The organism is Derxia gummosa DSM 723 (genome assembly GCF_000482785.1).
In the GTDB taxonomy this organism is placed as follows: Bacteria; Pseudomonadota; Gammaproteobacteria; order Burkholderiales; family Burkholderiaceae_E; genus Derxia; species Derxia gummosa.
The window spans coordinates 128,231-150,766 of the sequence record NZ_KI519499.1 but is presented as its reverse complement, the minus strand read 5'-3'; the positions used below and the strand labels follow the sequence as shown (position 1 = coordinate 150,766).

17 protein-coding genes are annotated in these 22,536 nt (G+C 71.3%); 7 read left to right on the top strand and 10 right to left on the bottom strand.

Annotated features, from left to right (window positions below; all coding sequences use genetic code 11):
* Positions 1-9 precede the first annotated feature (9 nt).
* From H566_RS0118155 to H566_RS0118130, 5 genes are all read left to right on the top strand, one after another.
* Complete coding sequence (locus tag H566_RS0118155) at positions 10-660, top strand: DUF2238 domain-containing protein (RefSeq protein WP_084545266.1); 651 nt, start codon at positions 10-12, stop codon at positions 658-660.
* A 22-nt stretch (positions 661-682) separates the two neighbouring features.
* A complete protein-coding gene (locus tag H566_RS0118150) occupies positions 683-1,069 on the top strand; it encodes an MAPEG family protein (protein WP_028312549.1) in 387 nt (128 codons plus the stop codon).
* Between the two features lie 63 nt (positions 1,070-1,132).
* Complete coding sequence (locus H566_RS26180; protein WP_051378965.1) at positions 1,133-3,307, top strand: autotransporter assembly complex protein TamA; 2,175 nt, start codon at positions 1,133-1,135, stop codon at positions 3,305-3,307.
* Between the two features lie 3 nt (positions 3,308-3,310).
* On the top strand, positions 3,311-7,321 hold the full coding sequence (locus H566_RS0118135; RefSeq protein WP_028312548.1) for a translocation/assembly module TamB domain-containing protein: 4,011 nt from the start codon (positions 3,311-3,313) through the stop codon (positions 7,319-7,321).
* A 158-nt stretch (positions 7,322-7,479) separates the two neighbouring features.
* The gene (locus H566_RS0118130; RefSeq protein WP_028312547.1) at positions 7,480-10,107 is read left to right on the top strand and encodes a DUF349 domain-containing protein; all 2,628 of its coding nucleotides are present in this window, start codon (positions 7,480-7,482) and stop codon (positions 10,105-10,107) included.
* Between the two features lie 193 nt (positions 10,108-10,300).
* Here H566_RS0118130 and fliR read toward each other — a convergent pair whose 3' ends face one another.
* From fliR to H566_RS0118095, 7 genes are read right to left on the bottom strand one after another with little or no spacing between them, the layout of a single operon-like run.
* Entirely contained in the window at positions 10,301-11,068 is a 768-nt protein-coding gene (gene fliR, locus H566_RS0118125) for a flagellar biosynthetic protein FliR (protein WP_028312546.1), read from the bottom strand.
* A 1-nt stretch (position 11,069) separates the two neighbouring features.
* Entirely contained in the window at positions 11,070-11,339 is a 270-nt protein-coding gene (gene fliQ, locus H566_RS0118120; protein WP_028312545.1) for a flagellar biosynthesis protein FliQ, read from the bottom strand.
* 55 nt (positions 11,340-11,394) lie between these two features.
* Entirely contained in the window at positions 11,395-12,324 is a 930-nt protein-coding gene (gene fliP, locus H566_RS0118115; protein ID WP_245591401.1) for a flagellar type III secretion system pore protein FliP, read from the bottom strand.
* A 4-nt stretch (positions 12,325-12,328) separates the two neighbouring features.
* Positions 12,329-12,670 (bottom strand): flagellar biosynthetic protein FliO, encoded by a 342-nt coding sequence (fliO, locus tag H566_RS26175; RefSeq protein WP_051378964.1) that lies wholly within the window; start codon positions 12,668-12,670, stop codon positions 12,329-12,331.
* A 9-nt stretch (positions 12,671-12,679) separates the two neighbouring features.
* Positions 12,680-13,096 (bottom strand): flagellar motor switch protein FliN, encoded by a 417-nt coding sequence (gene fliN / locus H566_RS0118105; protein ID WP_051378963.1) that lies wholly within the window; start codon positions 13,094-13,096, stop codon positions 12,680-12,682.
* The gene (fliM, locus tag H566_RS26170; protein ID WP_051378962.1) at positions 13,093-14,121 is read right to left on the bottom strand and encodes a flagellar motor switch protein FliM; all 1,029 of its coding nucleotides are present in this window, start codon (positions 14,119-14,121) and stop codon (positions 13,093-13,095) included. Before fliM ends, fliN begins: the two co-directional genes overlap by 4 nt.
* A 9-nt stretch (positions 14,122-14,130) precedes the next feature.
* Complete coding sequence (locus H566_RS0118095) at positions 14,131-14,763, bottom strand: flagellar basal body-associated FliL family protein (protein ID WP_028312542.1); 633 nt, start codon at positions 14,761-14,763, stop codon at positions 14,131-14,133.
* Positions 14,764-15,035: 272 nt separating this feature from the next.
* Here H566_RS0118095 and H566_RS27700 point away from each other — a divergent pair, with 272 nt between their 5' ends.
* Both H566_RS27700 and H566_RS0118085 read left to right on the top strand, forming a co-directional pair.
* The gene (locus H566_RS27700; protein ID WP_169732552.1) at positions 15,036-17,279 is read left to right on the top strand and encodes a methyl-accepting chemotaxis protein; all 2,244 of its coding nucleotides are present in this window, start codon (positions 15,036-15,038) and stop codon (positions 17,277-17,279) included.
* An 83-nt stretch (positions 17,280-17,362) separates the two neighbouring features.
* Positions 17,363-18,667, top strand: a complete 1,305-nt coding sequence (locus H566_RS0118085) for a tetratricopeptide repeat protein (protein WP_028312541.1) — start codon at positions 17,363-17,365, stop codon at positions 18,665-18,667.
* A 116-nt stretch (positions 18,668-18,783) separates the two neighbouring features.
* Here H566_RS0118085 and H566_RS26160 read toward each other — a convergent pair whose 3' ends face one another.
* The 3 genes from H566_RS26160 to fliJ all read right to left on the bottom strand — a co-directional run bounded on the left by H566_RS26160 (position 18,784) and on the right by fliJ (position 22,534).
* A complete protein-coding gene (locus H566_RS26160; RefSeq protein ID WP_051378960.1) occupies positions 18,784-20,271 on the bottom strand; it encodes a rhomboid family intramembrane serine protease in 1,488 nt (495 codons plus the stop codon).
* 101 nt (positions 20,272-20,372) lie between these two features.
* Positions 20,373-22,052 carry a flagellar hook-length control protein FliK gene (locus H566_RS26155; RefSeq protein WP_034412183.1) on the bottom strand — a complete coding sequence of 560 codons (1,680 nt, stop codon included), beginning with the start codon at positions 22,050-22,052 and terminating at the stop codon, positions 20,373-20,375.
* Positions 22,049-22,534, bottom strand: a complete 486-nt coding sequence (gene fliJ, locus H566_RS0118065) for a flagellar export protein FliJ (protein WP_028312540.1) — start codon at positions 22,532-22,534, stop codon at positions 22,049-22,051. The genes H566_RS26155 and fliJ overlap by 4 nt, the downstream gene beginning before the upstream one ends.
* Positions 22,535-22,536 lie beyond the last annotated feature (2 nt).

The window sequence follows — 22,536 nt, the reverse complement described above, 5'->3', positions numbered from 1 at the left end:
CCGGCGCCCATGAAAACACGCTCCGACCTCCCGCCCGCGCGCATCGCGCCTGCTGCCTTTGCCACGGGTACCGCGCTGGTGGGGCTGGCGCTGCCGCTATCGGCGCTCGGCTGTCACGATCTCTCGACCTGGTTCATGGAAACCGTTCCGGTGATGGTCGCGCTGCCGCTGCTCTGGGCCATGCGCGCGCGCTTCGCGCTCACGCCGCTGCTGTTCTGGCTCGTGGTGCTCCACTGTCTCGTGTTGATCGTCGGCGGCCACTACACCTATGCCGAGGTGCCGGTCGGCTTCTGGCTGCGCGACGCGCTCGGCCTCGCGCGCAACCACTACGACCGGTTCGGGCATTTCATGCAGGGCCTGGTGCCGGCACTGCTCGCGCGCGAGATCCTGCGCCGCCGGCTGCGCATGCCGCCGGGCGCCATGCTCACTGCCTTGTGCGTTTCGGTTGCACTGGCGGTGAGCGCGATCTACGAAATCATCGAGATGATCGCGGGCCGCGTGTCGGCCGAGGGCGCCGCCGCCTTCCTCGGCACCCAGGGCGACGCCTGGGACACGCAGATGGACATGACCCTCGCCTGGGCCGGCGCGCTGTTCGCGACGCTGGTGCTGGCGCGGCTGCATGACCGCCAGCTGGCGGTCGAGCCGCTGCGCACCGAATGACCTTCCCGAACCGGACCCGTAAATGAAGCTCTCCATCTTCTGCATCGTCATCGCCGCCTTCCTGCCGCTGGTCTGCGCCTGGCTCGCCAAGTCGGGTGGCTTCCGCGACATGAGCTTCGACAACCACGCGCCGCGCGAATGGCTGGCGAAGCTGCAAGGCCGGCCGGCGCGCGCCCAGGCGGCCCAGGCCAACTCGTGGGAGGCCTTCCCGGTGTTCGCCGCAGGTGTGCTGGCGGCGCAGTTCCTCGGCGTGCCCCAGGGACGCATCGACCTGCTGGCGCTCGCGCACTTGCTGGCGCGGCTGGTCTATATCGCCTGCTACGTGGGGGATCGACCGACGGCCCGTTCCACGGCATGGGCAGTCGGCTTCGGCTGTTCCATCGCGCTGTATTTCGCGGCGCTGTGGTGAGTCCGTCGCCACGTCGGTCTGGTGGCTGCCGGGTCGGCATGGCCCCTCAGTAGAATCCGCCGCGTGCTGCTTCCGACTTCCTTCCGCCGCGCCCGTTTCGTGGCGCTCCTGTGCGCCGCGCTTGCCGGCGTTTCCGTTCATGCCGAGCCGGCGCCCGAATCCGAGAGTGGCGTCACCACCTCGCCGGTCACGGCCGAGCCGCTGCCCGGGCGCAATCTCAAGCCAGGCGAGCGACGACGCCCTCATGTGCCCGCGCCGCGCGTCGCCCCGCCACATGGCCCCGAGTCGCCCGGCGCGACGGCACCGGGCGCGAAAGCGGGCACCGCTGCCGCGGCGGCGGCCGAAGACGGCGCGACGACCCCCGCTTCCGGCGCCGGCCTGTCCGCCGCCCCGGCCGCCAGCGCCCCGACCGTCGCTGACGGCGGCGCCACGTCTCCCGCCGAAGCCCGCACCGCCTCCGACGCCAGGTCAGCCGCCGGCACCACGTCTTCCGCCGACGCCGGACCCTCCACCGACAGCCCGCCCGCCGCCCGCGCGCCCAGCCCGCGCCGCGACTACGACCTGCACGTCGTCGCGCCCGACCAGGTCCGCGCCCTGCTCGAGGAGCATCTCGACCTGGCCCGGGCCGACTACGAGGAAGACGGCATCGACCGCGACCGGCTCGACACGCTCATCGAGCGGGCCGAGCGGCAGGCGCGCAACCTGCTGACGACCGAGGGCTATTTCTCGCCGCGCATCGAGACCACGGTCGAGGGCAGCGCCAGGCCCTGGCGCGTGACGATGCAGGTCGACACCGGCAACGCCACCAACGTGGTCGAGGTGTCGGTGCGCTTCGTCGGCGCCTACGAGAAGGTGGCGAGCGAGTTCCACGCCGACCCCAAGCGCGCCGGCGCCTGGACGCTGCACGAGGGCGACCGCTTCCGCCAGGACGCCTGGGATCGCAGCAAGGACGCGCTGCTGCGCAGCTTCCTGGTCGAGGAATTTCCCGAGGCACGCTATGCCCGCACCGAGGCCCGCATCGATCCCGACACGCGCGAGGCGCGGTTGTATGTCGAGCTCGATTCCGGTCCGCCGCGCTTCTTCGGCGAGGCGCGCATCACCGGGCTGCACAGCTATCCGCCGTCGATCGTCGAGACGCAGAACCGCATCAAGCCCGGCACGCCCTACAACCAGGTCGCGCTGCTGGAGACGCAGTCGCGGCTCCAGGTGCTGCCCTATTTCCGCAACGTCACGGTCACGGCCGACCTCGACGCCGCCGACGACGAAGGCCGGGTGCCGGTGGACATCGCGGTGGAGGAAGCCCAGACCAAGCGCTTCCTGATCGGCCCCGGCTTCAGTTCCAACGCCGGCGCGCGCATCCAGGCCGGCTTCACGGACGTGAACATCAACGGCGGCGGCTGGCGCTTCGACAGCCTGCTGCGCATGGAGCAGCGCGAGCAGCTCGCGCGCGCCGGCGTCACGCTGCCCGACCGCCCCGACGGCTACCGCGACAGTCTCACCACGGCCTTCCTGCATTCGAACGTCTCGGGCCTGGAACTGCGCGCCACCAGCGTGCTGCTGCGCCACGGCCGCGACGAGCAGGCGCTGCGCAGCCTCGATCGTTCGGAAACCCTGCTCTATGCCTACAGCATCGAGAAGCCCGAGGGCGCCGAGCGCCGAGTCAACCAGGCGCTGGCGCCCGGCATGGCCTGGACCTATCGCCGCATCGACAACCTCGCCTATCCGCGCGAGGGCTTCATCGGCAGCTTCCAGGTGTCGGGCGGGCTGCGCCAGGTGGTGTCGGACGAAGACTTCCTGCGCGGTTACACCAAGCTCGTCGGCTTCCTGCCGGTGGGCCGGCGCGATTCGCTCACCCTGCGTCTGGAGGCCGGCGGCGTGCTGGCGGCCACGCCCACCAATGTGCCGGAGATGCTGCGGTTCCGCGCCGGCGGCGACCAGTCCATTCGCGGCTATGCCTACCAGTCGATCGGCGACACCGAGGGCTCGGCCACGGTCGGCGCGCGCTATCTGGCGATCGGCGGCGCCGAGTACACCCACTGGTTCGGCAGCGAATGGGGCATGGGCGTGTTCGCCGAGACCGGCGACGCCTTCAGCAAGCTGGCCGACTTCACGCCGCACACTGGCATCGGCCTGGGGCCGCGCTGGCGCAGCCCGATCGGCCCGCTCAACTTCGATCTCGCCTGGGGCAATCGCTCGCGTCAGGTGAGGCTGCATTTCTCGCTCGGCTTCGTCTTCTGATTCATGGCAGCACTTCCTCCTTCCGACGCCGATTCCGAGTCCACGCCGGCCGGCCCGCCGCTGTGGCGCCGCCTGCTGCGCTGGATCGTGTGGCCGCTGATCGCGCTGCTGCTGCTGGTGTCGGGCGTGGCCTGGCTCGCGGGCCAGGAGTTCACGCTGCGCATCGCGGCGCGCGAGATCGCCAAGGCGACGGGCGGCGCCATCACCGTCGAGGGCGTGGACGGCTCGCTGTTCGGCCGGCTGGAGGTGCACCGCCTGCGCTACGAGGACGCGAGCCTCGCGGTCGAGACGCGCGATCTGCGGCTGGAGTGGTATTGGCTGCCGCTCAAGCGCTTCTACGTGCGCGAGCTGAGCGCCGCCGCGCTGGAGATCGAGCAGAAGGTCAGGAGCGACGAGCCGCCCGCGCTGCCCGCCCGGCTCGCGCTTCCGGTGACGGTGACGGTCGGCGAGCTGCGCCTCGACAGCATCGAGTACCGCGCCTCGACCGGCGCCCGCACCCTGCTCGGGCCGGTGCACGGCAGCGCCGAGCTGGGGCCGCGGCAGCACCGGCTGCATGTGAGCGAGTTCGCGCTCTACGGCGTCCGGTTCTCGGCCGATGCCGAGATCGATCCGACCGCCGCGCCCTACGCGACCCAGCTGCGCGCCAAATGGCTGTCGCCCGGGCTCGGGCCGATCGCCGACATCGGTCTCGACGCGCGCGGCTCGCTCGCGCGGCTCGACGTGCAGGCGGCGGCGAGCTGGCGCCGCCCCGGCGGCTCGCCGATCGTGGCGACCACGGAGCTGAAGCTGTTCAGCGATTCGCTCCAGGAGATGTTCACGCCGATCATCGTGCTTGCCGACCAGGTGCCGGTGGAGGTGGCGGCCGGCGTCGACATCGGGCTGAAGGCGCCGCTGGCGCTCGAAGGCACGCTCGGTTTCGATGCCGACGACAACTTCGGCGGCCGGCTCAAGGTCGAGAACCGCGCGCCGGGCAAGCTGGAAGCCGGCCGCATTCCGGTCACGACGCTCACGGCCGACTTCACGACGCATGACGGCGCCCGGCTCGAGAACGCCCGCATCGAGGTGCCGGGCGGCGGCACGCTGGCGGCGCGCGCGCATTTCGACCTGAAGCAGGAGATCGAGCTGGTGGCACGCGGCTTCGACCCGCGCGGCCTGTCCGATTACGCCGTGCCGATGAAGCTCGACGGCCCGGTGCGGCTCGACATCGACGAAAACGGCCTGGTGGCGACGACGATCGCGCTGCGGGGCGCCGGCGTCGAGTACGCGGGCAAGGCGCGCATCGAGCCCGAGCAGATCGTGATCGAGAAGCTGCGCCTGGGCACCGGCGCCGGCGGACTGGCGCTGGAAGGGCAGTTCGGCTTCGACGGCCGGCGGCCGCTGACGCTGGACGGCCACATGCTGGGCTTCGACGCGAGCCGCATCCTGGTCGCGCTCGACCCGAAGGATTCGCTCGCGGGCTGGCTGCGGTCGTCGCTCAACGGCCGGGTCAAGCTCGATGGCGTGCTCGGCATGGCGCGCAAGGGCAAGGAGCCGGCGGTGCCGCTGCAACTGGCGATCGACACGCGCTTCGAGCCGAGCACGCTGTCGGGCCTGCCGTTGTCGGGCACGGCGCGCGGCAAGCTCAACGGCACCGGCAGCTTCGCCGGCTGGTCGGCCAGCGACGTGGACGTGGCGCTCAACTTCGCCGAGAACGCCGTGCGGCTGTCCGGCGGTCTCGGCCTCGGCGATCGCAAGCTCGCGGTGGACGTGAACGCGCCCCGGCTCGACCGTTTCTCGGCGCTGCTGGGCGAGGTGCTGGCGGGCCGTGCGACGGCGCGCGGCACCGTCGGCGGCTCGCTGGCCGCGCCCGACGCGACGCTGAACGTGACCAGCGACGAGTTCGTGTTCGGCCGCGGCGAGCAGGCGCTGCGGCTCGGCACGCTGCGCGGGCGTTTCGCGGGCAACCGCGAGCGCGTCGAGGGCGAGCTGAGCGTCGAGCACGTGGCCGCGCTGAACCAGCATTTCTCGGGGGCGCAGGTAAGCCTGGCTGGCCGTCCGTCCGATCACCGCCTGTCGGTGCGCGCGCGCGGCGAGGGGGCCAAGCCGGCGATCCAGTTCAGCGCCGACATCGCGGCGGGTCTGCGCCCGGCGGCCAGCGCCGACGGGCATCCGGTCTGGGCCGGCCAGCTGCTGCGGCTGACCAACCTCGGCCAGTACGGCATGCAGCTCGCGGGGCCGGCGCGCTTCGAGGTGTCGGCCGAGCGCCAGCGCTTCGAGGGGTTGGATCTGCTCATCGACGACGCGCGCTTGCAGCTCGCGCGCGTCGAGCACAGCGAGGCCGGCTTCCAGACCGTGGGCAGCCTGCGCCGGCTGTCCTTCGCCAGCTTCGTGCGCATGTATCCGCAGGCGAAGGATTGGCTGCCGCGCGCCACACTCGCGGTCGATGGTCGCTGGGACATCGGCACGCTGCCGGCCGGCAAGCTCAACGGCACGCTGCATGTCGAGCGCAGCGACGGCGACCTGTGGGTGACCAATTCGCCCAAGGGCGCGCTCGGCATCTCGCGGCTGGCGCTCGACGTGCAGGCGCGCGACAACCGCGTCGATTCGCGGCTCGGCTTCGAGTCGGCGCGCGCCGGACGGCTGGATGCCGCCTTCGCCACGACGCTGGCCGACCGCGACGGCCGGCTCGCCATCACCGCCGACGCGCCGATCGACGCGCGCCTGAGCGGCGAGCTCAAGTCCTTCATCTGGCTTACGCTGTCGGCCGATTCGCCGGTGACGGCCGACGGCCTCGTCACCATGGACGCGACGGCGCGCGGCAGCTTTGCCCAGCCCCGGCTTGACGGCGAGCTGCGCGGCGGCGGTCTGGTGCTGCGCCTGCTCAAGCCGCGCGCGCGGCTCGATCACGGCAGGGTGGCGGTGCGCTTTACCGAAAACCGTGCCGAGCTGCGCGAGTTCAGCTTCCAGGGCCGGCGCGGCAGCCTGACCGGCGGCGGCGCGATCCAGTTCGTCAACCAGCGCCCGACCGGCACGCTCACCTTGCGCGCCGACCAGCTCGACGCGAGCAACGATCCCAACTACCAGCTTGCCGCGAGCGGCGCGGTCGAGATCGCGCTGGCAGAGGGCGCGGCGCGCATCACCGGCGGGCTGCGCGCCGATTCGGCCAGCATCACCCTCGGCGATGCCTTCGCGCCCAAGCTCGGCAACGACGTGGTGATCGTGAGCGGCGAGGAGTCCTGGGAGCGCCAGTCGCTGGCCGAGACCCAGGCCGCCGAGGCGCGGCGCGAATCGCTGCCTCTTACCGCGAGCCTGCGCTTCGACCTCGGCAGCAATTTCCGCGTCAAGGGCTATGGTGCAGATGCGCAGCTCGGCGGCGGCATCGGCATCGACGTGCGCCCGGGCCAGCCGCTGCGCGCCAACGGCGTGGTCGAGGTGCTCCAGGGCAGCTACAACGCCTACAGCCAGAAGCTCGTGGTCGACCAGGGCACGATCAGCTTCGTCGGCCCGGTCGACAACCCCAACCTCGCGATCCGCGCCACCCGGCCCGAGCTGCCGGTGAACGTGGGCATCGAGATCCTCGGCACGGCGCGCAACCCGCGTCTGCGCCTGTACTCCGACACCGCCATGAGCGACACCGAGCGCCTGAGCTGGATCGCCACCGGCCGCGGCCTCGACGACAGCTCGCGCGCCGACCTGCAATACCTGAGCGTCGCCGCCAGCGCGCTCATGAGCGACAACAGCGGCGTGCCGCTCACGAAGCGCGTGGCCGGCGCGATCGGCTTCGACTCGATCTCCATCGGCAACCGCACGCCCACCAGCGCGGTGCGCGGCAGTTCGCTCAACCAGCAGGAGGTGGCTTTCGTGTCGATCGGCAAGCGGCTGTCGAACCGCCTGACCTTCACCTTCGAACGCGCGCTCACCGGCATCGGCACCTTCGCGCGGCTGCGCTACGAGGTCGGCCGCAAGTTCTACGTGCAGACCACCACCGGCGACGAGAACGCGATCGACGCCTTCTACACCTTCACCTTCGACTGACGGGCTTCACAAGCCCGGAAGGCGGCCTCACCCGCATGACATAATCGTCCGCTTCGCCAGCCAGCAGAATCGCGCCTTCGTCGCGCCTTGCCGCCTGCCGGTCGCGCTCTCGCGCCGCCGCAACCGATCACCGCACCACACGCCTGTCATCGCCTTCTATGGTCAGCTGGTTCAAACGTTCTTCGCCGGGCGACAAGCCCGAAGCGGCCACGCCCGCCGCCGCCCCGTCGCCTGCCCTCACCACCGCCGATCTGGCCGGATTCGACGAGGACAAGCTGGTCGAGGTGGCCTGCGGCCCTCATGCCTCGAACCTGCGCGAGTCCGCCGTCGCACGCCTCACGAGCGAGGACGCCCTCAAGAAGGTGCAGCGCTGGGCCGGCGACCATGACAAGCGCGTCTACAAGGCCGCCAGCGCCCGTCTGCGCGCCACGCGCGACGCCGGCAAGGCCCTGACCGACGCCGAGCGCATCGTCGTCGCGATCGAGGATCTCGCCTCGGCGCCGGTGCCGGCCAACAACCGCGTGTCCGAACTCGACCGCGCCTGGGCCGTCACCGCGCCGCATGTCACCGGCACGCCCTGGGTCGAGCGCTTCCAGACCGCGCGCCAGACGCTTGAGAACCGCCTGATCGCGCGCGCCCAGCTTCAGCGTGATGTGCGCGACCTGCAGGCGCTCGTCGACGCAGCGCCCGACGCACTCGTGCAGATGACGGACGACGAGGTCCAGGCCCAGCTCGCCGACATCGCCGCACGCGTCGCCGCCGCGGCGGCCGCGCCCGAATCGCAATCGGTGCCGTCCACGCTCATGAGCGCGCTCGCCACTTCCGCCGAGGCGCTGCCCGGCGTCGTGGCCGAGCGCCGTGCCGCCCAGGCCGAGCCGGCTGCCGAGGCGGCGGTCGCGCCCGAAGCCGCCGCCGACGCGTCGACCGGGGCCAGCACCGAAGCCGCGCCGGTCGGCGGCGCCGAAGCGTCCGCGCCCGTCGCCGATGTCGCCGCCGAAGGCGAGCCGGCCACTGATGCCGCCGCGCCTGCTGGCGACGCTGAAGCCGCCCCGATCGCCGAGGCCGGCGCCGACGGTGAGCCGGCCAAGCCGCAACGCACCAAGGCGGAAGCCAAGGCCGATCGCGCCGCCGCCAAGGCCAAGGCCGAGGAAGACCTGCCGCCGCCGCTGCCGCAGGAACAGGCCGACGCCCTCGTGCCGCGCATCGAGGCCCTGCTGAAGATGGTCGATGACGGCCATATCGACCAGGCCGTCGAGGAAAACAGGCAGATCGAGGCCGCCATCGGCGCCTATCGCCTGCCGCGCAAGGCTGCCGCGCCGTGGCGCCGCGCCCAGGCCCGTCTGGCCGAGCTGCGCGGCTGGCAGCGCTTCGGCGCCGAGCAGGTGCGCGACGGCCTGCTGGCCGAGGCGCATCACCTGGCCGAGACCGAGATGGCGCCCGAAGCCCGCGCCAAGGCGGTCCAGACCCTGCGCAACCGCTGGAAGGCGATCGATTCCGAATCGCGCCAGGGCGCGCCGGGCTGGCTCTGGCGCAAGTTCGACGAGGCCTGCGAGAAGGCCTATGCGCCGGCCGCGGCGCATTTCGCCGAGCTGGCCGCCAAGCGCAACGAGGTCAATGTCAAGCGCGAGGCGCTCATCGCCGAACTCGAAGCCCGGGCCACCGCGCTCGACGAGGCGCGCGCCGCCGGCCAGTCCATCGACTGGAAGCCGATCGCCGCCGCCGCCGATTCGGCGCGTCGCCACTGGTTCGGCTTCGGCCCGCTCGAACGCCATCGCGCCGACCAGCGCAAGCTGGCCGAGCGCTTCGACGCCGTGCTCGGCCGCCTGAACGCGCCGCTCGACGAGACCCGCAAGGGCGAACTCGCCGCGCGCCGTGACCTGATCGAGCGCGCCAAGCAGCTGGCCGAGGGCGAGCAGCGCTCGGGCTTCGGTCCGCTCAAGGCGCTGCAGGAAGAGTGGCAGCGCCATGCCCAGCAGGTGCCGCTGCCGCGCAGCCAGGAACAGGCGCTGTGGACCGAGTTCCGCGCCGCCTGCGACGCCTACGCCGCGAGCCTCAAGGCCGAGCGCGAATCGCAGACCACCGAGCGCCGCACGCGCGACAACGAGCGTGTCGAGCAGCGCAAGGCCGTCGAGGGCACGTTCCGCGACGCGATCAAGGCCGCGCGCGACAAGGTCGAGCTGATCGCCAAGATCGAGGCCGCGCCGAATGACGAGCGCCTGCGCAGTCGCTGGATCGAGCTCGGCAACGCAGGCAAGCTCGAACGCCCGCTCGCCGCGCGCTTCAACGCGCTGCGTCCGAGCACGGTGGCCGCACCCTCGGTCGATGGTGCCGAGGAAGATCCGGGCGCCGGCGCCGTCGCGCTGGCCGAATCCACGATGCAGCCGGTGACGCCGCCGACGGCCGAGGTGCTCCAGGGCATCGGCCGCGACCTGATCGCGCTCGAACTCGAAGCCGGCGTCGCCAGCCCGCCCGATGCCGAGGCCGACCGCAAGCGCTTGCAGTTCGAGATGCTCGCCAATCGCCTCAAGCACCGCACCGCCATCGAGGACCCGGCGGCGCAGCTGCAACGGCTGGTCGGCATCGCCGGTACCGGTGCGTCGGTGGCCCGTCGCGTCGCGGCACTCATCACCGCGAAGAACGAATGGGTCGCCAACCCGCCGCCGCGCGTGCCGGCCGGTGGCTTCGGTGATCGCGACCGTGGCGATCGCGGTGGCCGTGGCGAGCGTCGTGGCGACGACCGGCGCGATCGCGGCGACCGGGACGGCCCGCGCGGTCCGCGTCGCTGAGCCATGCTTGCGGCGGCCGTCAGGGACGATCGCCGCCAATGACAAGGCCGCACCCGGCAGATGCCCGGTGCGGCCTTGTCGTTTCGGGGGGCGTCGTGTCGCATGTCGTGAGCATCCGCCGCGCACCCGCATCGGTATCCGCATACGCACCGGCACCGGCTCTCCAGAGCCACCGTCAGCGGTCCGCCTGCCCTCAGCGCACTCGCGTCCAGAGCGGATCGTTGAACAGCCGGTCGAGCGGCGCGCCGAGCAGCGGCAGCATCATCGCGACGATGAACAGCCCGACCAGCAGCGTCACGGCAAAGCCGACGTTGAAGATCGACAGCTGGGGCGCGACCCGCGCCATCACGCCGAGCGCCATGTTGCAGACGAGGATCGCGACGATAACCGGCAGCGCGAGGTTGAAGCCGATCGTGAACAGCTGCGAACCCCAGCTCGCGATGCCGAGCAGGTCGAAGCCCGCCGTGACCGGCCCGAGCACCGGAATCACGCGGAAGCTCTCTGCGAGCTGGGCGATCAGCATCAGATGCCCGTCGGCCGACAGGAACAGCATCGTCGCGAACAGCGACAGGAAGCTGCCGAGCAGCGGTGTCTGGCGCGCGTTCTGCGGATCGACGAAGGTGGCGAAGCTCAGGCCCATCTGCAGGCCCGCGAGGTCGCCCGCGTACTCGACAGCGGCGAACACCAGCCGCATCGAGAAGCCGATGACGAAGCCGACCATGAGCTGGCGCAGCAGCGTGCCGACGTTCTCGAGCGCGCCGCCGTTGGAGACCGTGGCCGCGTCGGGGATGGCCGGCGCCAGCACGATCGCCAGCACCAGCGCGCCCAGCACCCGGAAGCGCGTCGGTATCGAGCGGTGCGACAGCACCGGCGCCGTGCCGAACAGCGCCAGCAGCCGCACGAAGGGCCACCAGAACTGGACCAGCAGGTTCCACACCTGCTCGAAGCTGAAGCTGACCACCTCAGCTCACGGCGCCCGGGATCGATTCGATCACCTGGCGCAGGAAGTCGGTGAGCGTGGTGATCATCCACGGCCCGGCGATCGCGAGGATGGCGATGAGCGCGAGCAGCTTGGGGATGAAGGACAGCGTCTGCTCGTTGAGCTGGGTCGCGGCCTGGATGATGGAGATGAGCAGGCCCACGACCAGCGAGGTCAGCAGCAGCGGCGCCGATACCATGAGCATCACCTGCATCGCATGCATGCCGAGCGTGATCACGCCTTGCGAGTTCATCGCGCTCCTCCTGGAGTGGGCAGGGCGGCCGTCTTGCAAGCGTTTGCAGCGCGCGTCATTGCACCGCTCCGAACGAGGCGACCAGCGAGGCCAGCATCAGGTTCCAGCCATCGACCAGCACGAACAGCATGAGCTTGAACGGCAGGCTGATGAGCACCGGCGACAGCATCATCATGCCCATCGACATGAGCACGCTCGCGACCACGAGGTCGATGACGATGAAGGGCACGAAGATCATGAAGCCGATCTGGAACGCGGTCTTGAGCTCGCTCGTGACGAAGGCCGGCACGACGATGCGCAGCGACAGATCTTCGGTGGTGCGCGGGCGCTCGACGCGCGCGAGCTTCACGAACAGCGCGAGGTCGCTCTCGCGGGTCTGGCGCAGCATGAACTTCTTGACCGGTGCCTCGGCGCGCACCAGCGCGGTGTCGAAGCTGATCTCGTTGCGCGTGTAGGGCTGCCAGGCGTCGTCGTAGACCTTGTCGAACACCGGCCCCATCACGAACAGCGTGAGGAAGAGCGACAGCCCGATCAGCACCTGGTTGGGTGGCGTGGTCTGCGTGCCCATCGCCTGGCGCATGAGGCCCAGCACGATGATGATCCGCGTGAAGCCCGTCATCAGCAGCAGGGCCGCCGGAATGAAGCCGAGGGCGGTGAAGAACAGCAGCGTCTGTACCGGCACCGAGTAGTTGGTGCTGCCGCCCGCGCCCGGCGTGGCGGTCACGCCGGGAATCGGACTCGGGCTGACCGGGGCGGTCTGGGCGCTCGCCAGCAGCGGCAGGGCCACCAGCGCGGCGAGGCCGAGCGCGATGCCGGCGCGGCGCAGCCAGCGCCGACGGGCGTCGGCCGAGGCGGGTGCGGGCGTGCTGCCGAGCGCGGTCGCGGCTTCGGTGGGCAGGTCGGCCCCGTGGCGGGCGGGACGGCGCGTGCCGTCGTCGCGCGTGGCGTCGGCGGCATCGGGCAGCATCATCGAGAGGTAGCGCATCGCATCAGTCCTTGGCCGGCGCGCGGTTGAGCATCGCCGTGAGTTGCGCCATGAAGTTCGGCGTGGCGCTGCCGTTATCCGTGGTGTCGGAGTCCGGTCGCGGCAGTACCGCGACGGATGAAATGGCGCCGGCCGTCACGCCCAGCACATGCCAGTGCGCGCCGATCTCGACGACCACCAGCCGCTCGCGCGCGCCAAGCGACAGCGCGCCGACGGTGCGCATCGGCAGACCGCTGCGCGCCATCGGCAGCCGCAGCCGCCTGAGCAGCCAGCCGAGTCCGACGATGAGCGCGAGCACGACCCCGAGCGCGAGCACCGAGGTCCAGGGCGAATAAGAAGCATCCATGGCGAACCTTCAGCGGCTCATGCGGCGCATGCGCTCGGACGGGGTGACGATGTCGGTCAGGCGGATGCCGAACTTCTCGTTCACCACCACCACCTCGCCCTGTGCGATCAGGCAGCCGTTGACCAGCACGTCCATCGGCTCGCCCGCGAGCGCGTCGAGTTCGATGACCGAGCCCTGAGCCAGTTGCAGGATGTTCTTGATCGGGATGCGCGTGCGTCCCAGCTCGACCGTCAGCTGCACCGGGATGTCCATGATCATCTCGATGTCGTTGGCGGTGCCCGAGCCGGCGGCCAGGATGCCGGCTGCCGCCGCTGCCTCGGCGGCCGAGGTGGTCATGCCGGTCGCGGCGGCCTGTTCGGCCATCGCGGCGGCCCAGTCGTCCTCGGCGGGCGCGCCGGTATCGGGATCGATGTCGGTCTCGCTCATAGCTCTTTCTTCTTCCTGGGGCTGAACTTGTTGCCGGTGTCCTCGGTGCGCGCATTGCGTTCGAGGCTGAGCAGGCGCTGCACGCGCACCGCGTAATGGCCGTTGAAGGTGCCGTGGCTGCCGCTGAACACCGGCACCCGATCGACTTCCATGCTGATCTGCTCGGGCATGTCGAACTGCACGATGTCGCCGACCTTCATCTCGAGCATGTCGCGCACGAGCATGCGGGCGTGGCCAAGTACGGCCGTGAGTTCGACCTCGGCGTCCTGCACCTGGCGCGACAGCATCGCGAGCCAGCGATGGTCGGGTTCGGCGGCGTCACCCTGCATCGAGTTGTAGAGCAGGTCGCGGATCGGCTCCAGCATCGCGTAGGGCAGGCAGATGTGGACCGAGCCGCTCGCCGCGTCCGAGAACTCGATACGGAAGGACGTGGCCACCACGATTTCCGACGGCGTCGCGACGTTGGCGAACTGGGTGTGCATCTCGGCGCGCGAATAGCTCCATTCGAGCGGGAACACCGGCGCCCAGGCCTTCTGGTACTCGACGAACACCACTTCGAGCATGCGCTGGATGATCCGCTGCTCGGTGAGCGTGAAGTCGCGGCCCTCGATGCGGGTGTGGAAGCGGCCGCCGCCACCGAACAGCGTGTCGATCACGCCGAACACGAGCGTCGGCTCGAACACGAACAGCCCCGAGCCGCGCAGCGACTTGGCCGAGGCGATGTTGATGTTGGTCGGCACCATCAGCTCGCGCAGGAAGGCGCTGTACTTGATGACGCGCACCGGCCCGATCGACAGCTCGGGCGAGCGGCGCATGAAGTTGAACAGGCCGACACGCAGGTTGCGGGCGAAGCGCTCGTTGATGATCTCGAGCGTCGGCATCCGGCCGCGGACGATGCGCTCCTGGCTCGCGATGTCGTAGTTCCGGATGCCTCCCGCGGGAGCGGCATCCTCCTCGGCGTCGGAGCCGTTGACGCCTTCGAGCAGCGCATCGACTTCGTCCTGGGAAAGGAAGTGCTCAGCCATGGCCGCCGCTCACTGGATGACGAAGACCGTGAAGTTCACGCCCACGACCGGGCCGTCGATGTCTTCTTCTTCCTCGGGCTGGGGCTCGGGAGCGTTCTTGCGCTTCTTGCGCGGCGGCGGCGCGTAGCCGAGCGCCTTGTTGATCGTGTTCTGGATGCGGTGCGCGAGGATTTCCTTGTCCTCGGCGGTGACCACGTCGGCCGAGGTGAGCGAGGACAGCAGCAGCAGCACTTCGTGGCGGATCGCCGGCATGAAGGCCTTGAGTTCGGCGCCGGCGGCTTCCTCGTCGAGTTGCACCGTGATGCCGGCCTGGAGGTAGCGGTCGCGGTCGCGGTCGGCGAGGTTGACGGTGAAGACTTCGAGCGCCGTGAAGGTGGGCGGATGCTTGGGGTCGAGCCTGGGCTTGGACTTCTTCTTGTACTCGCGGCCGGCGGATTCGGCCTGGTCGTCGCCGTGGGCGCCGGCGGCGGCTGCCTCGCCATGGCCGTCGCCGCCTTCCTCGTCATGCTTCTTGCCGAGGAGCATGAAGGCGGCGGCGCCACCGATCGCGAGCAGAAGCACGACGCCCACGATGATGAAGAGCATCTTCTTCGACTTCTTGGGCGCGTCGCCGGTGTCGGGGGTTGCTGCTGCGGTTGCCATGAATCGGGTTCTCCAATGCCTGATGGAATCTTGTGCATCGGATTGTCCCGACCGTCCGTCGCGCCGGTCGGGCGAGAAGGGGGCGCATTGCGGCCCTTATCCCGCCGGCGCCCGGCGGTCGTCGCCCGGCGCCGGCCGCGACGCGAATACCGGGTGCTAACTGGTTGAGTTCGTCCGATGGGGGCGGCGTCGGAGCGACTAGTCTGTGTCGCCAGAATCGGCTCGGCCTGTCCGTGCCGATGACTACAAGCTCGATGAACGAGGAGACAGGGATGGAACTGGCCCGGGCGTTGCTGAAGCCGGCGGTGTCTGTCATGCGGCGCGTGAACCTGCGCGCCAAGCTCATGACGCTGGGGGCGCTTTGGCTGCTGCCGATGCTGCTGATGACGGTCTGGCTCGTGCGCAACGTGCACGAGGAAGGGGTGATGGCCGAGCGCGAGCTGGGCGGACTGGCGGTCGCACAGGAGGTGTTCGGCCTGCGCCGCGCGGTCTATGACTTGAGGCTGGCCGAGTCGTCCCATGACCTGCCGGGCCGCAAGGCCGTGGCCAGCCAGCTCGCCGCGCGCATCGACGAGATGGACCGGCGCGTCTCAGGCGACATTCCCGAACTCAAGGCTGCCGACTGGACCCCGGCGCGGGAAGCCTTGCGCGTCCTGCTGCCCGACGATGGCAGCGCCCTGCGCGATGGCCGCCACGCGCTCGACGAATTGCAGGATGCGCTGCATGCGGTGGGTGAGCGGTCGGAACTCGTGCTCGACCCGAGCGCGGTCAGCTACCACTTGATGGACCTGTCCATCCTCAAGGCCGGCAGCTGGGCCGGCACGCTGTCCGACCTGATCGCGGTGGGTGGCGGCAGCCGCCTCGGCGCGACCGAAAGCGCGGCCCTGCTGGCCGACCGGCTGGAGCGCACGCTGCTGGAGATCGAGCGCACCGCCGCCGCGCTCAAGCGCGCGGGCGATCCGCCGCTGCCCTATTTCAACGAGGCGGTCCAGGCGTCGCATGCGCTCGCGCGCACCGTCGCCGAGGGCAAGGCGCTGGGCGAAGTGGCGCGTCAGGCCGACCAGGCGGAGCGCAGCGCGATCGATGCCTCGGTCAAGCGCCTGAAGCAGATCCTGTCCGAACGCCAGTCAGGCGCCGAGCACACGGTACACACCGCGATCGGCGTGGCGGTGGGCGCCAATCTTTTCCTGCTGTGGCTGCTGCTCGCCTTCTGGCGCAGCGTGATCGGCTCGCTCGACGAGCTGATGCATGCGGTCGAGGCGACGGCGCGCGGTGACCTGTCGCACGAGGTGAAGGTGTCGGGCAGGGACGAGTTCGCGCGCATCGGCGCGGCGGTCGAGCACATGAATGCGCGGCTGTCGGCGCTGGTGGCCGACATCCGCAGCAACGCGGTGATGGTGGCCCACTCGGGCTTCACGCTGGCCGAGGGCACGCAGCGCCTGTCCGACCGTACCGAGCAGCAGGCCGGGAGCGTGCAGCGCACCAGCGCCAGCGTCGGGCAGATGAGCGGCACCGTGAATGCCAATGCCGAGAGTGCCCAGGCCGTCGACCATCTCGCCAGCGAAGTGCGCGGCGTGGCGGAAAACGGCGGCCAGGCGATGCGCGAGGTCGTCACCACGATCGACGGCATCCAGCACAGCGCGCGCCAGGTGCGCGACATCATCGGCGTGATCGACGGCATCGCCTTCCAGACCAACATCCTCGCGCTCAACGCGGCGGTCGAGGCGGCGCGCGCCGGCGAGCAGGGCCGCGGCTTCGCCGTCGTGGCGAGCGAGGTCCGTACCCTGGCCCAGCGCAGCGCCAGTGCCGCGCGCGAGATCAAGACGCTCATCGAGGATTCGGTGCGGCGCGTCGATGCCGGCGTGACCCAGGTGAACGAGGTGCACCGCCAGCTCGATTCCATCGTCGAGGGCGTGCGCCGCGTGGCCGAGAACATCGAGACCATCAACCGCGCCACCGCCGAGCAGCGCAACGAACTGGCCGGGGTGAACGAAGCGCTGGGCGGGCTGGACGACATCACGCGCCAGAACGCGAGCATGGTGGTCGAGGCCAATCACGCCTCGGCCGGACTGGGCGAGCGCGCCGGCAAGCTGGCCAGCGCCGTGGCGGCCTTCCGCCTGCGTCAGGGCACGGCCGACGAGGCCCAGGCCCTGGTGCGGAAGGCGCACGAGCTGTGGGCGCGCCACGGCAACAGTTGCTTCGCCGAGATCAGCGCCGCCGGCAGCGAGTACCGCGACCGCGACATGTACGTGTTCGTGCTTGACGCGCTCGGCCGCTACGTGGCCTGCGGCGGCCAGCCCGAGAAGGTCGGCGTGTCGCTGCTCGACATCCCGAACCTCGATGGCGAGCGCGTCGCGCGCGACATCGCGGCCTGCGCCGAGCACGGAGGCGGCTGGGTCGATTACGAGATCAGCAATCCCACCACGGGCGCCAAGGCACCCAAGACCTCGTACGTGCTGCCGCTGCGCGACGGCCTCGTCATCGGCTGTGGCGTCTACAAGACGCTGGTGAGCTGATCGCGCGTCAGGCGCGACGCGGGAGTGCCTCGCCTGTCAGCATCGGCTGCCTTGCCCGACAGTCCGGCAATACCGGAGCAACGATGACGACACTCAAGAGCGCCTCCTCCGCCGCCGCGAGCGGCCTGCCCAGGTTCTGGGAGCAGCTGCCCACCTGCTTCCTCGCGCCGCTGCGACCGGCGCACCTGATGCTTTATCTGCTGCTGGCGGGCGGCGCCCTGGTGCTCGGGCTCATGTACAGCCTGAATGCCTGGGTCTATCTGACCGTGGCCGCCTGCGGCTATGCCTTCCTGACCGTCAGGCTGCTGGGCGGTTCGGTGTTCAAGGTGATGGACGCCGGCTCGCGCGGCCTGTTCGACCCCGACCTCACCAGTCTCGAACCCGATGACGATGTCATCCGCGGCCTGCCGTGGAAGATGTTCGGCGTGACGATGGTGACGGGTTTCGTCGCCGGCCTGATCGGCACTGTCGCGCCGTGGATGGCGGTGGTCGTGCAGTTCCTGCTGATGCTGGCCTGGCCGGCCCAGCTCGTGCTGCTGGTGCGCGACCAGTCGGTGCTGTCGGCGGCCAGCCCGTCGCGCTGGCTCGACGTGGTGCAGGCGATGGGCAAGTCCTACTTCGCGCTCGCCCTGTTCCAGTGGCTCATGAGCGCCGGCACCGGCGTGATGGCGGCGCTACTGCTGCCGCGCTCGAGCCCGATGCTGATCCTGCCGGTGCTGGTGGTGGTGATCGGCTATTTCGGCCATGCCACGGGCTATCTCATGGGCTACGCGATGTTCCAGTACCACGAGCAACTCGGCATCGACGCTGACGCGCGCGCCGAGATCGGCAAGCCGAAGGAGGATGGTCCGGCCGAGCGCATCGGCGCGCTGGTGGCGGCGGGCGAGCTGGCGGCCGCGATCGACCTTGCCTACGAAGACCAGCGCACCAACCCCGACAGCCCCGCCGCCCACGAGCGTTTCCACCGCGTGCTGCTGCTCGGCGACGAGCGCGACCGCGCTCTGGCCCACGGCCGGCGCTACCTCGGCCTGCTGATGACGCGCGGCATGACGACCGAGGCCTTCAAGCTGCTCACCGAATTGCGCGCCCTCGACGCCGAGTTCCGGCCCGACGACGCGGCCCACGAGCTGCCGCTGGCCCAGGCCGCGCTGCGTCGCCAGGAGCCCGAACTGGCGCTGGCGCTGCTGCGCGGCTTCGACAAGCGCAATCGCGGCCATGCCCAGGTGCCCGACGTCTACCTGTTCACCGCGCGGCTGCTGGCGACCCAGTACCGCGACGAGCGCACGGCGGTGGCCATCCTGCGCACGCTGCTCGCGCGCCACGCCGGATCGGCGGCGGCGGTGGAGGCGAAGATCCTGCTCGATTCGCTCGCGCCGGCCGGCGGCTGAGCCGGCGCCGACATGATCCGGCCCGCGTGTCCGGCCTGCTTGATCCGGGCTACTGACAGCCCGTGCTGCGGCTGCGGCCGCAGGCCGGCGGCGGCGTCCTGGCCGCCGCTGCGCCGTCAGGCGCCCTTGAGCATGTCGGCCGCCATGCGCGCCTCGGCACTGCCCGGATGCTCGCGCGCGAGATCGCCGGCCTCGGTCGCGGCCTCGGCCCGGTTGCCGGTGCGCAGCAGCGTCGCGATGATCGCGAGCCGCACCGCCGCCACGCCGGCCGGTGCGCCGCCGCCCGGGCTTGCAAGCGCTGTCAGCTTGCGCGCGAGCGCGATGTCGCCATGGCGCGCGACCCGCAACGCGAGCTTGAGGGCGGCCTCCGGGCGCAGCATCGGTCGGGGCCTGGCCCATTCGAGGTAGTCGCGGCAGGCGCGCAGCAGCGCGTCGGCATCGAGCCGGTCGTCGGGCAGGTTGAAGGCACGCATCGCCGCCACATGGAACTGCGGCGTGTCGGGCCGCAGCCGCGCCAGGTTGAAGAAGGACATCACCGCATCCACGTCGCGCGGCCGCTCGGCCGACAGCGTGTCGAGCAGGCCGCGCGCCTCGTCGTAGCGCGCTGCGGCGAGCAGGCGCTTCGCCTCGGCGCGCTTCAGCTCGAAGGGATCGGGCACGGCCTCGGGCGCGACCGGCGCCTGCATCGCGGGCCGCAGCCGGCGCAGGCCGAACATGAGCAGCGCGCCCGTGAGCAGGCCGCCGAAGTGGGCCATGTTGGCGATGCCGCTGTGCGACTCGGCGAAGTGCGCGTACAGCTCGAAGCCCATCCACACCGGCAGCAGGATGATCGCCGGTGCCCGTATCACCGAGAAGTAGAACAGCAGGTGGAAGAAGAAGCGGATGCGGCGCCAGCCGTGCAGCACCACGTACATCGCCATCAGCCCCGACACCGCGCCCGAGGCGCCCAGCCCCGGCACCTGCGAGCCCCAGCGCGCGAGCAGGTCGCCCACCTCGCCGCCGACGCCGGCGAGCAGATAGCAGAGCAGGAAGAGCGGCGCGCCCAGCGTCATCTCCAGCGTGTAGCCGAACATGAACAGGAAGACCATGTTGCCCACCAGATGCATGGTCGAACCGTGCAGGAAGGTGGCGCTCAGCAGCGTCTCGACGCGCCAGTCGGCCGGGCGCTGCGACCAGCGCAGCGTGAACTCGCCGCCGCGCAGCTTCGCGTAGCGCTCGCGCAGCTCGCGCCATTGCGGGGCGATGTCCTCGTCGGCGCGCACGATGCGCCCGGCGTCGAGCTCGGCGCGAAACCGCATGTCGGTTTCGAGCCGGCCGAGCAGCGGCACGGCGCGGGCGAGCTTGTCGGGATCGGTGCGCGCGAGCTGGCGCGCGAGTTCGCGGTGCTCGGCATCGTTCTGCCGCTCGACCCAGGCCGCGTAACGCGGCAGTTCGATGGCGGCGAGGCCGGACTCGAAGTAGTGCTGCGCGGCCTTTTCCTCCGCCTTCTCGTCGGCGCGCTGGGGGCCGAACCAGATCAGGCAGTTGAGCAGGATGAGCAGCAGGGTCATGACCGGCGGACGGCGCCAGTCGGGCTTGTGTTCGAGCGGAAAGACGAGGAGCACGCGCGCGCCTTGGGTCGGGGGAGGGTGGCCGGATTATCCCGGCCGGCGCGCGCGGCCGGGCCGGCGCGGGCGCGGGCGCGGCAGTCCGCGCCGCGTTGCGCTCAGGCGAACAGGTCGAGTCCGCTGCGGCGCTGGCCGGCCACCGGGGCGGTGATCGCGGCCGCCGGCTCGGACTCGGCGCCGTTGCCATTGCCGAAGCCGCCGTCGCGAGCGTTGCCGCCGCGCGCGCCGCCGCCGTCACGCGCCTGTTCGCGCATGAAGCCGAAGGCCTGACCCTGCGACTCGAAGCCGCTGGTGCCGCTTTGCAGCGTGATGCCGGCGTCGGCGAGGCTGTCGCCGAGGCGGAACATCTGGGCGTCGATCGCGGCGCGCGTCTCGGCCTGCTCGGCGGCGAAGTGCACGGCCGCCTTGCCGTCGGTGAGGGCGATCTCGACCTGGATCGGTCCGAGGTCCTTGGGATTGAGCGTGAGTTCGGCCACGTCGATGCCGTCGAGCGTCCAGCGCGTGACCTGTCCGGCGAGCTGCTCGCCCCAGGCGTCGCTGCCGACCGGCGCGGCGAGCGCGGCGCTGGCCGTCGGACCGGAGGCGGGCGTGATGCCGCCGGCGGTCTGGGGCGCGATGCCGGCGCTCGCGGCGAGCGTCGCGGCCAGGTTCTCGGCGAAGCCGGCGCGCGGCGCGTCGGCGCCTGCGACGGTCGGGATGGCGGGGCCGGCCGGCGTGGCGCTGCCGGTGTCGGCCGGAGCGATGCGCATCGGGCTGGCGGCGCTCTCGCCGCCAGCGGCGCGGTTGGCGAGGGCCTGGCGCAGCGCGTCGGCGGTGGTCGGGCTGGTGGCCGCGCCGGGAGCTGCGTCGAGACGCGCGAAGGCGCGGGCGTCGTCGGCGGGCAGGAGCGTGGCGAGGCTGGCGGGCAGGGTGGCGGCCTTGCCGGCAGGTTCGGTGCCGCTTCCGGCGATGGCGGCGCCGGCCTTGGCCGACGGGCTGGCGGCGTTCTGCCCGGCCGGCGTGTTCTGGCCGGCGAGGGCCATGAGCTGGGCAAGCAGGGCGGCGTTGGCGTCGGGCGCGGGCGTGGCTTCGGTGCCGATGGCGCTCGGGCGACCACGGGTGGCGTCGTCGGAGGTCGCGGTGGCGCGCGGTGCGGGCGTGCTGGTGTTCGTCGTGCGCGCGTCGGCGGTCTGGCCCGACAGCGCCGCGAGCCGGGCGAGCAGGGCACGGGTGCCGAGGTTGTCGGTGGCGGTGCTGCCGGTCGCGGCGCTTGCGGTGTCGATGACGGTCTGGGCGGGCGGCGTGGCGGCGCTGGCCCGGGGGGCGCTGGCCTCGGCGGACGCGGTGGCATCGGCGTTCGCGGACGGCGCGGCGCTGGCGGTGACGCCGGCGGCGCGGCCCGTGTCCGGGCCTGCCCCGGCGTTCGTGCCGTCCTGCGCTGCGCTGGCGCGCGCCTCGTCGGCGCGGGCGTCGCTGTCGCGTGCCTCGGTCGAGCGTGCCTCGGTCGAGCGGGCTTCGGTTGAACGGGCTTCGCGCGCGCGGGCCTCGGCCGTGCGGGCCTCGCTGCCGCGTGCGGCCCCCGTGTTCGCACGCGCCGTGCCGGGCCCGGTTTCCGGGCTGCGCTGCGTGGCGGCTTGTGACGAGGGCTGCGCGGGCGGCGTCACGCCGTTGCCGGCCAGTACCTGGGCAAAGGAAAGGCCGTCGTCGGGCGTGCCACCGCGCGTGTTGCGCGTGGAGGTCGCCTGCTGGGCGTTGCCGGTCGCGCGCGTTGCCGTGTTGCGGATGTCGGTCATGCTCATGCGTGGTCGCCAGCGGCGGCGAGGCGGGTCATGGCGATGCGCTGGGCGAACTCGTCGTTCAGCTTGGACTCGCGGCGCGCGGCCTTGAGATCGGCGATGGCTTCCTTGCGCGCCACGTAGGTTTCGAGCGAGCGCAGCTTGCGTTCGGCTTCGAGCACGATGGCGCGCGCCTTCGCCACCACCTGCTCGCGGAAGGCGTAGTCCTCGGTCTGCTGCTTGATCGCGCCTTCGAGCTTGGCGACGAAGGCGCCGAACTGCGCCAGCGCGCCGGGTCCGTCCACGCGCTCCATGCCGTCGCGCATGCGTTGCAGGTAGTCGCGCCGGTAGGTTTCGAGCATCTCGACCTTGTTGCGGCTGTCGTCGCGCAGCAGCGAGGCATTGGCCAGCGCGCGCGCCGCGTTGTCGCGCTCGTCGGCCGCGCGCTCGATGAGGTGGGAGAAGGCTGCGGCGTTGGGGATGCCGGTCATGCGCGACTGGGCCATCG

Bases quoted from the DNA above. Each gene is read 5' to 3' on its own strand.
- H566_RS0118155 (WP_084545266.1), top strand. From the start codon at position 10: ATGAAAACACGCTCCGACCTCCCGCCCGCGCGCATCGCGCCTGCTGCC.
- H566_RS0118150 (WP_028312549.1), top strand. From the start codon at position 683: ATGAAGCTCTCCATCTTCTGCATCGTCATCGCCGCCTTCCTGCCGCTG.
- H566_RS0118135 (WP_028312548.1), top strand. From the start codon at position 3,311: ATGGCAGCACTTCCTCCTTCCGACGCCGATTCCGAGTCCACGCCGGCC.
- H566_RS0118130 (WP_028312547.1), top strand. From the start codon at position 7,480: ATGGTCAGCTGGTTCAAACGTTCTTCGCCGGGCGACAAGCCCGAAGCG.
- fliQ (WP_028312545.1), bottom strand. From the start codon at position 11,339: ATGAACTCGCAAGGCGTGATCACGCTCGGCATGCATGCGATGCAGGTG.
- fliP (WP_245591401.1), bottom strand. From the start codon at position 12,324: ATGCGCTACCTCTCGATGATGCTGCCCGATGCCGCCGACGCCACGCGC.
- fliO (WP_051378964.1), bottom strand. From the start codon at position 12,670: ATGGATGCTTCTTATTCGCCCTGGACCTCGGTGCTCGCGCTCGGGGTC.
- fliN (WP_051378963.1), bottom strand. From the start codon at position 13,096: ATGAGCGAGACCGACATCGATCCCGATACCGGCGCGCCCGCCGAGGAC.
- fliM (WP_051378962.1), bottom strand. From the start codon at position 14,121: ATGGCTGAGCACTTCCTTTCCCAGGACGAAGTCGATGCGCTGCTCGAA.
- H566_RS0118095 (WP_028312542.1), bottom strand. From the start codon at position 14,763: ATGGCAACCGCAGCAGCAACCCCCGACACCGGCGACGCGCCCAAGAAG.
- H566_RS27700 (WP_169732552.1), top strand. From the start codon at position 15,036: ATGGAACTGGCCCGGGCGTTGCTGAAGCCGGCGGTGTCTGTCATGCGG.
- H566_RS0118085 (WP_028312541.1), top strand. From the start codon at position 17,363: ATGACGACACTCAAGAGCGCCTCCTCCGCCGCCGCGAGCGGCCTGCCC.
- H566_RS26155 (WP_034412183.1), bottom strand. From the start codon at position 22,052: ATGAGCATGACCGACATCCGCAACACGGCAACGCGCGCGACCGGCAAC.
- fliJ (WP_028312540.1), bottom strand. From the start codon at position 22,534: ATGGCCCAGTCGCGCATGACCGGCATCCCCAACGCCGCAGCCTTCTCC.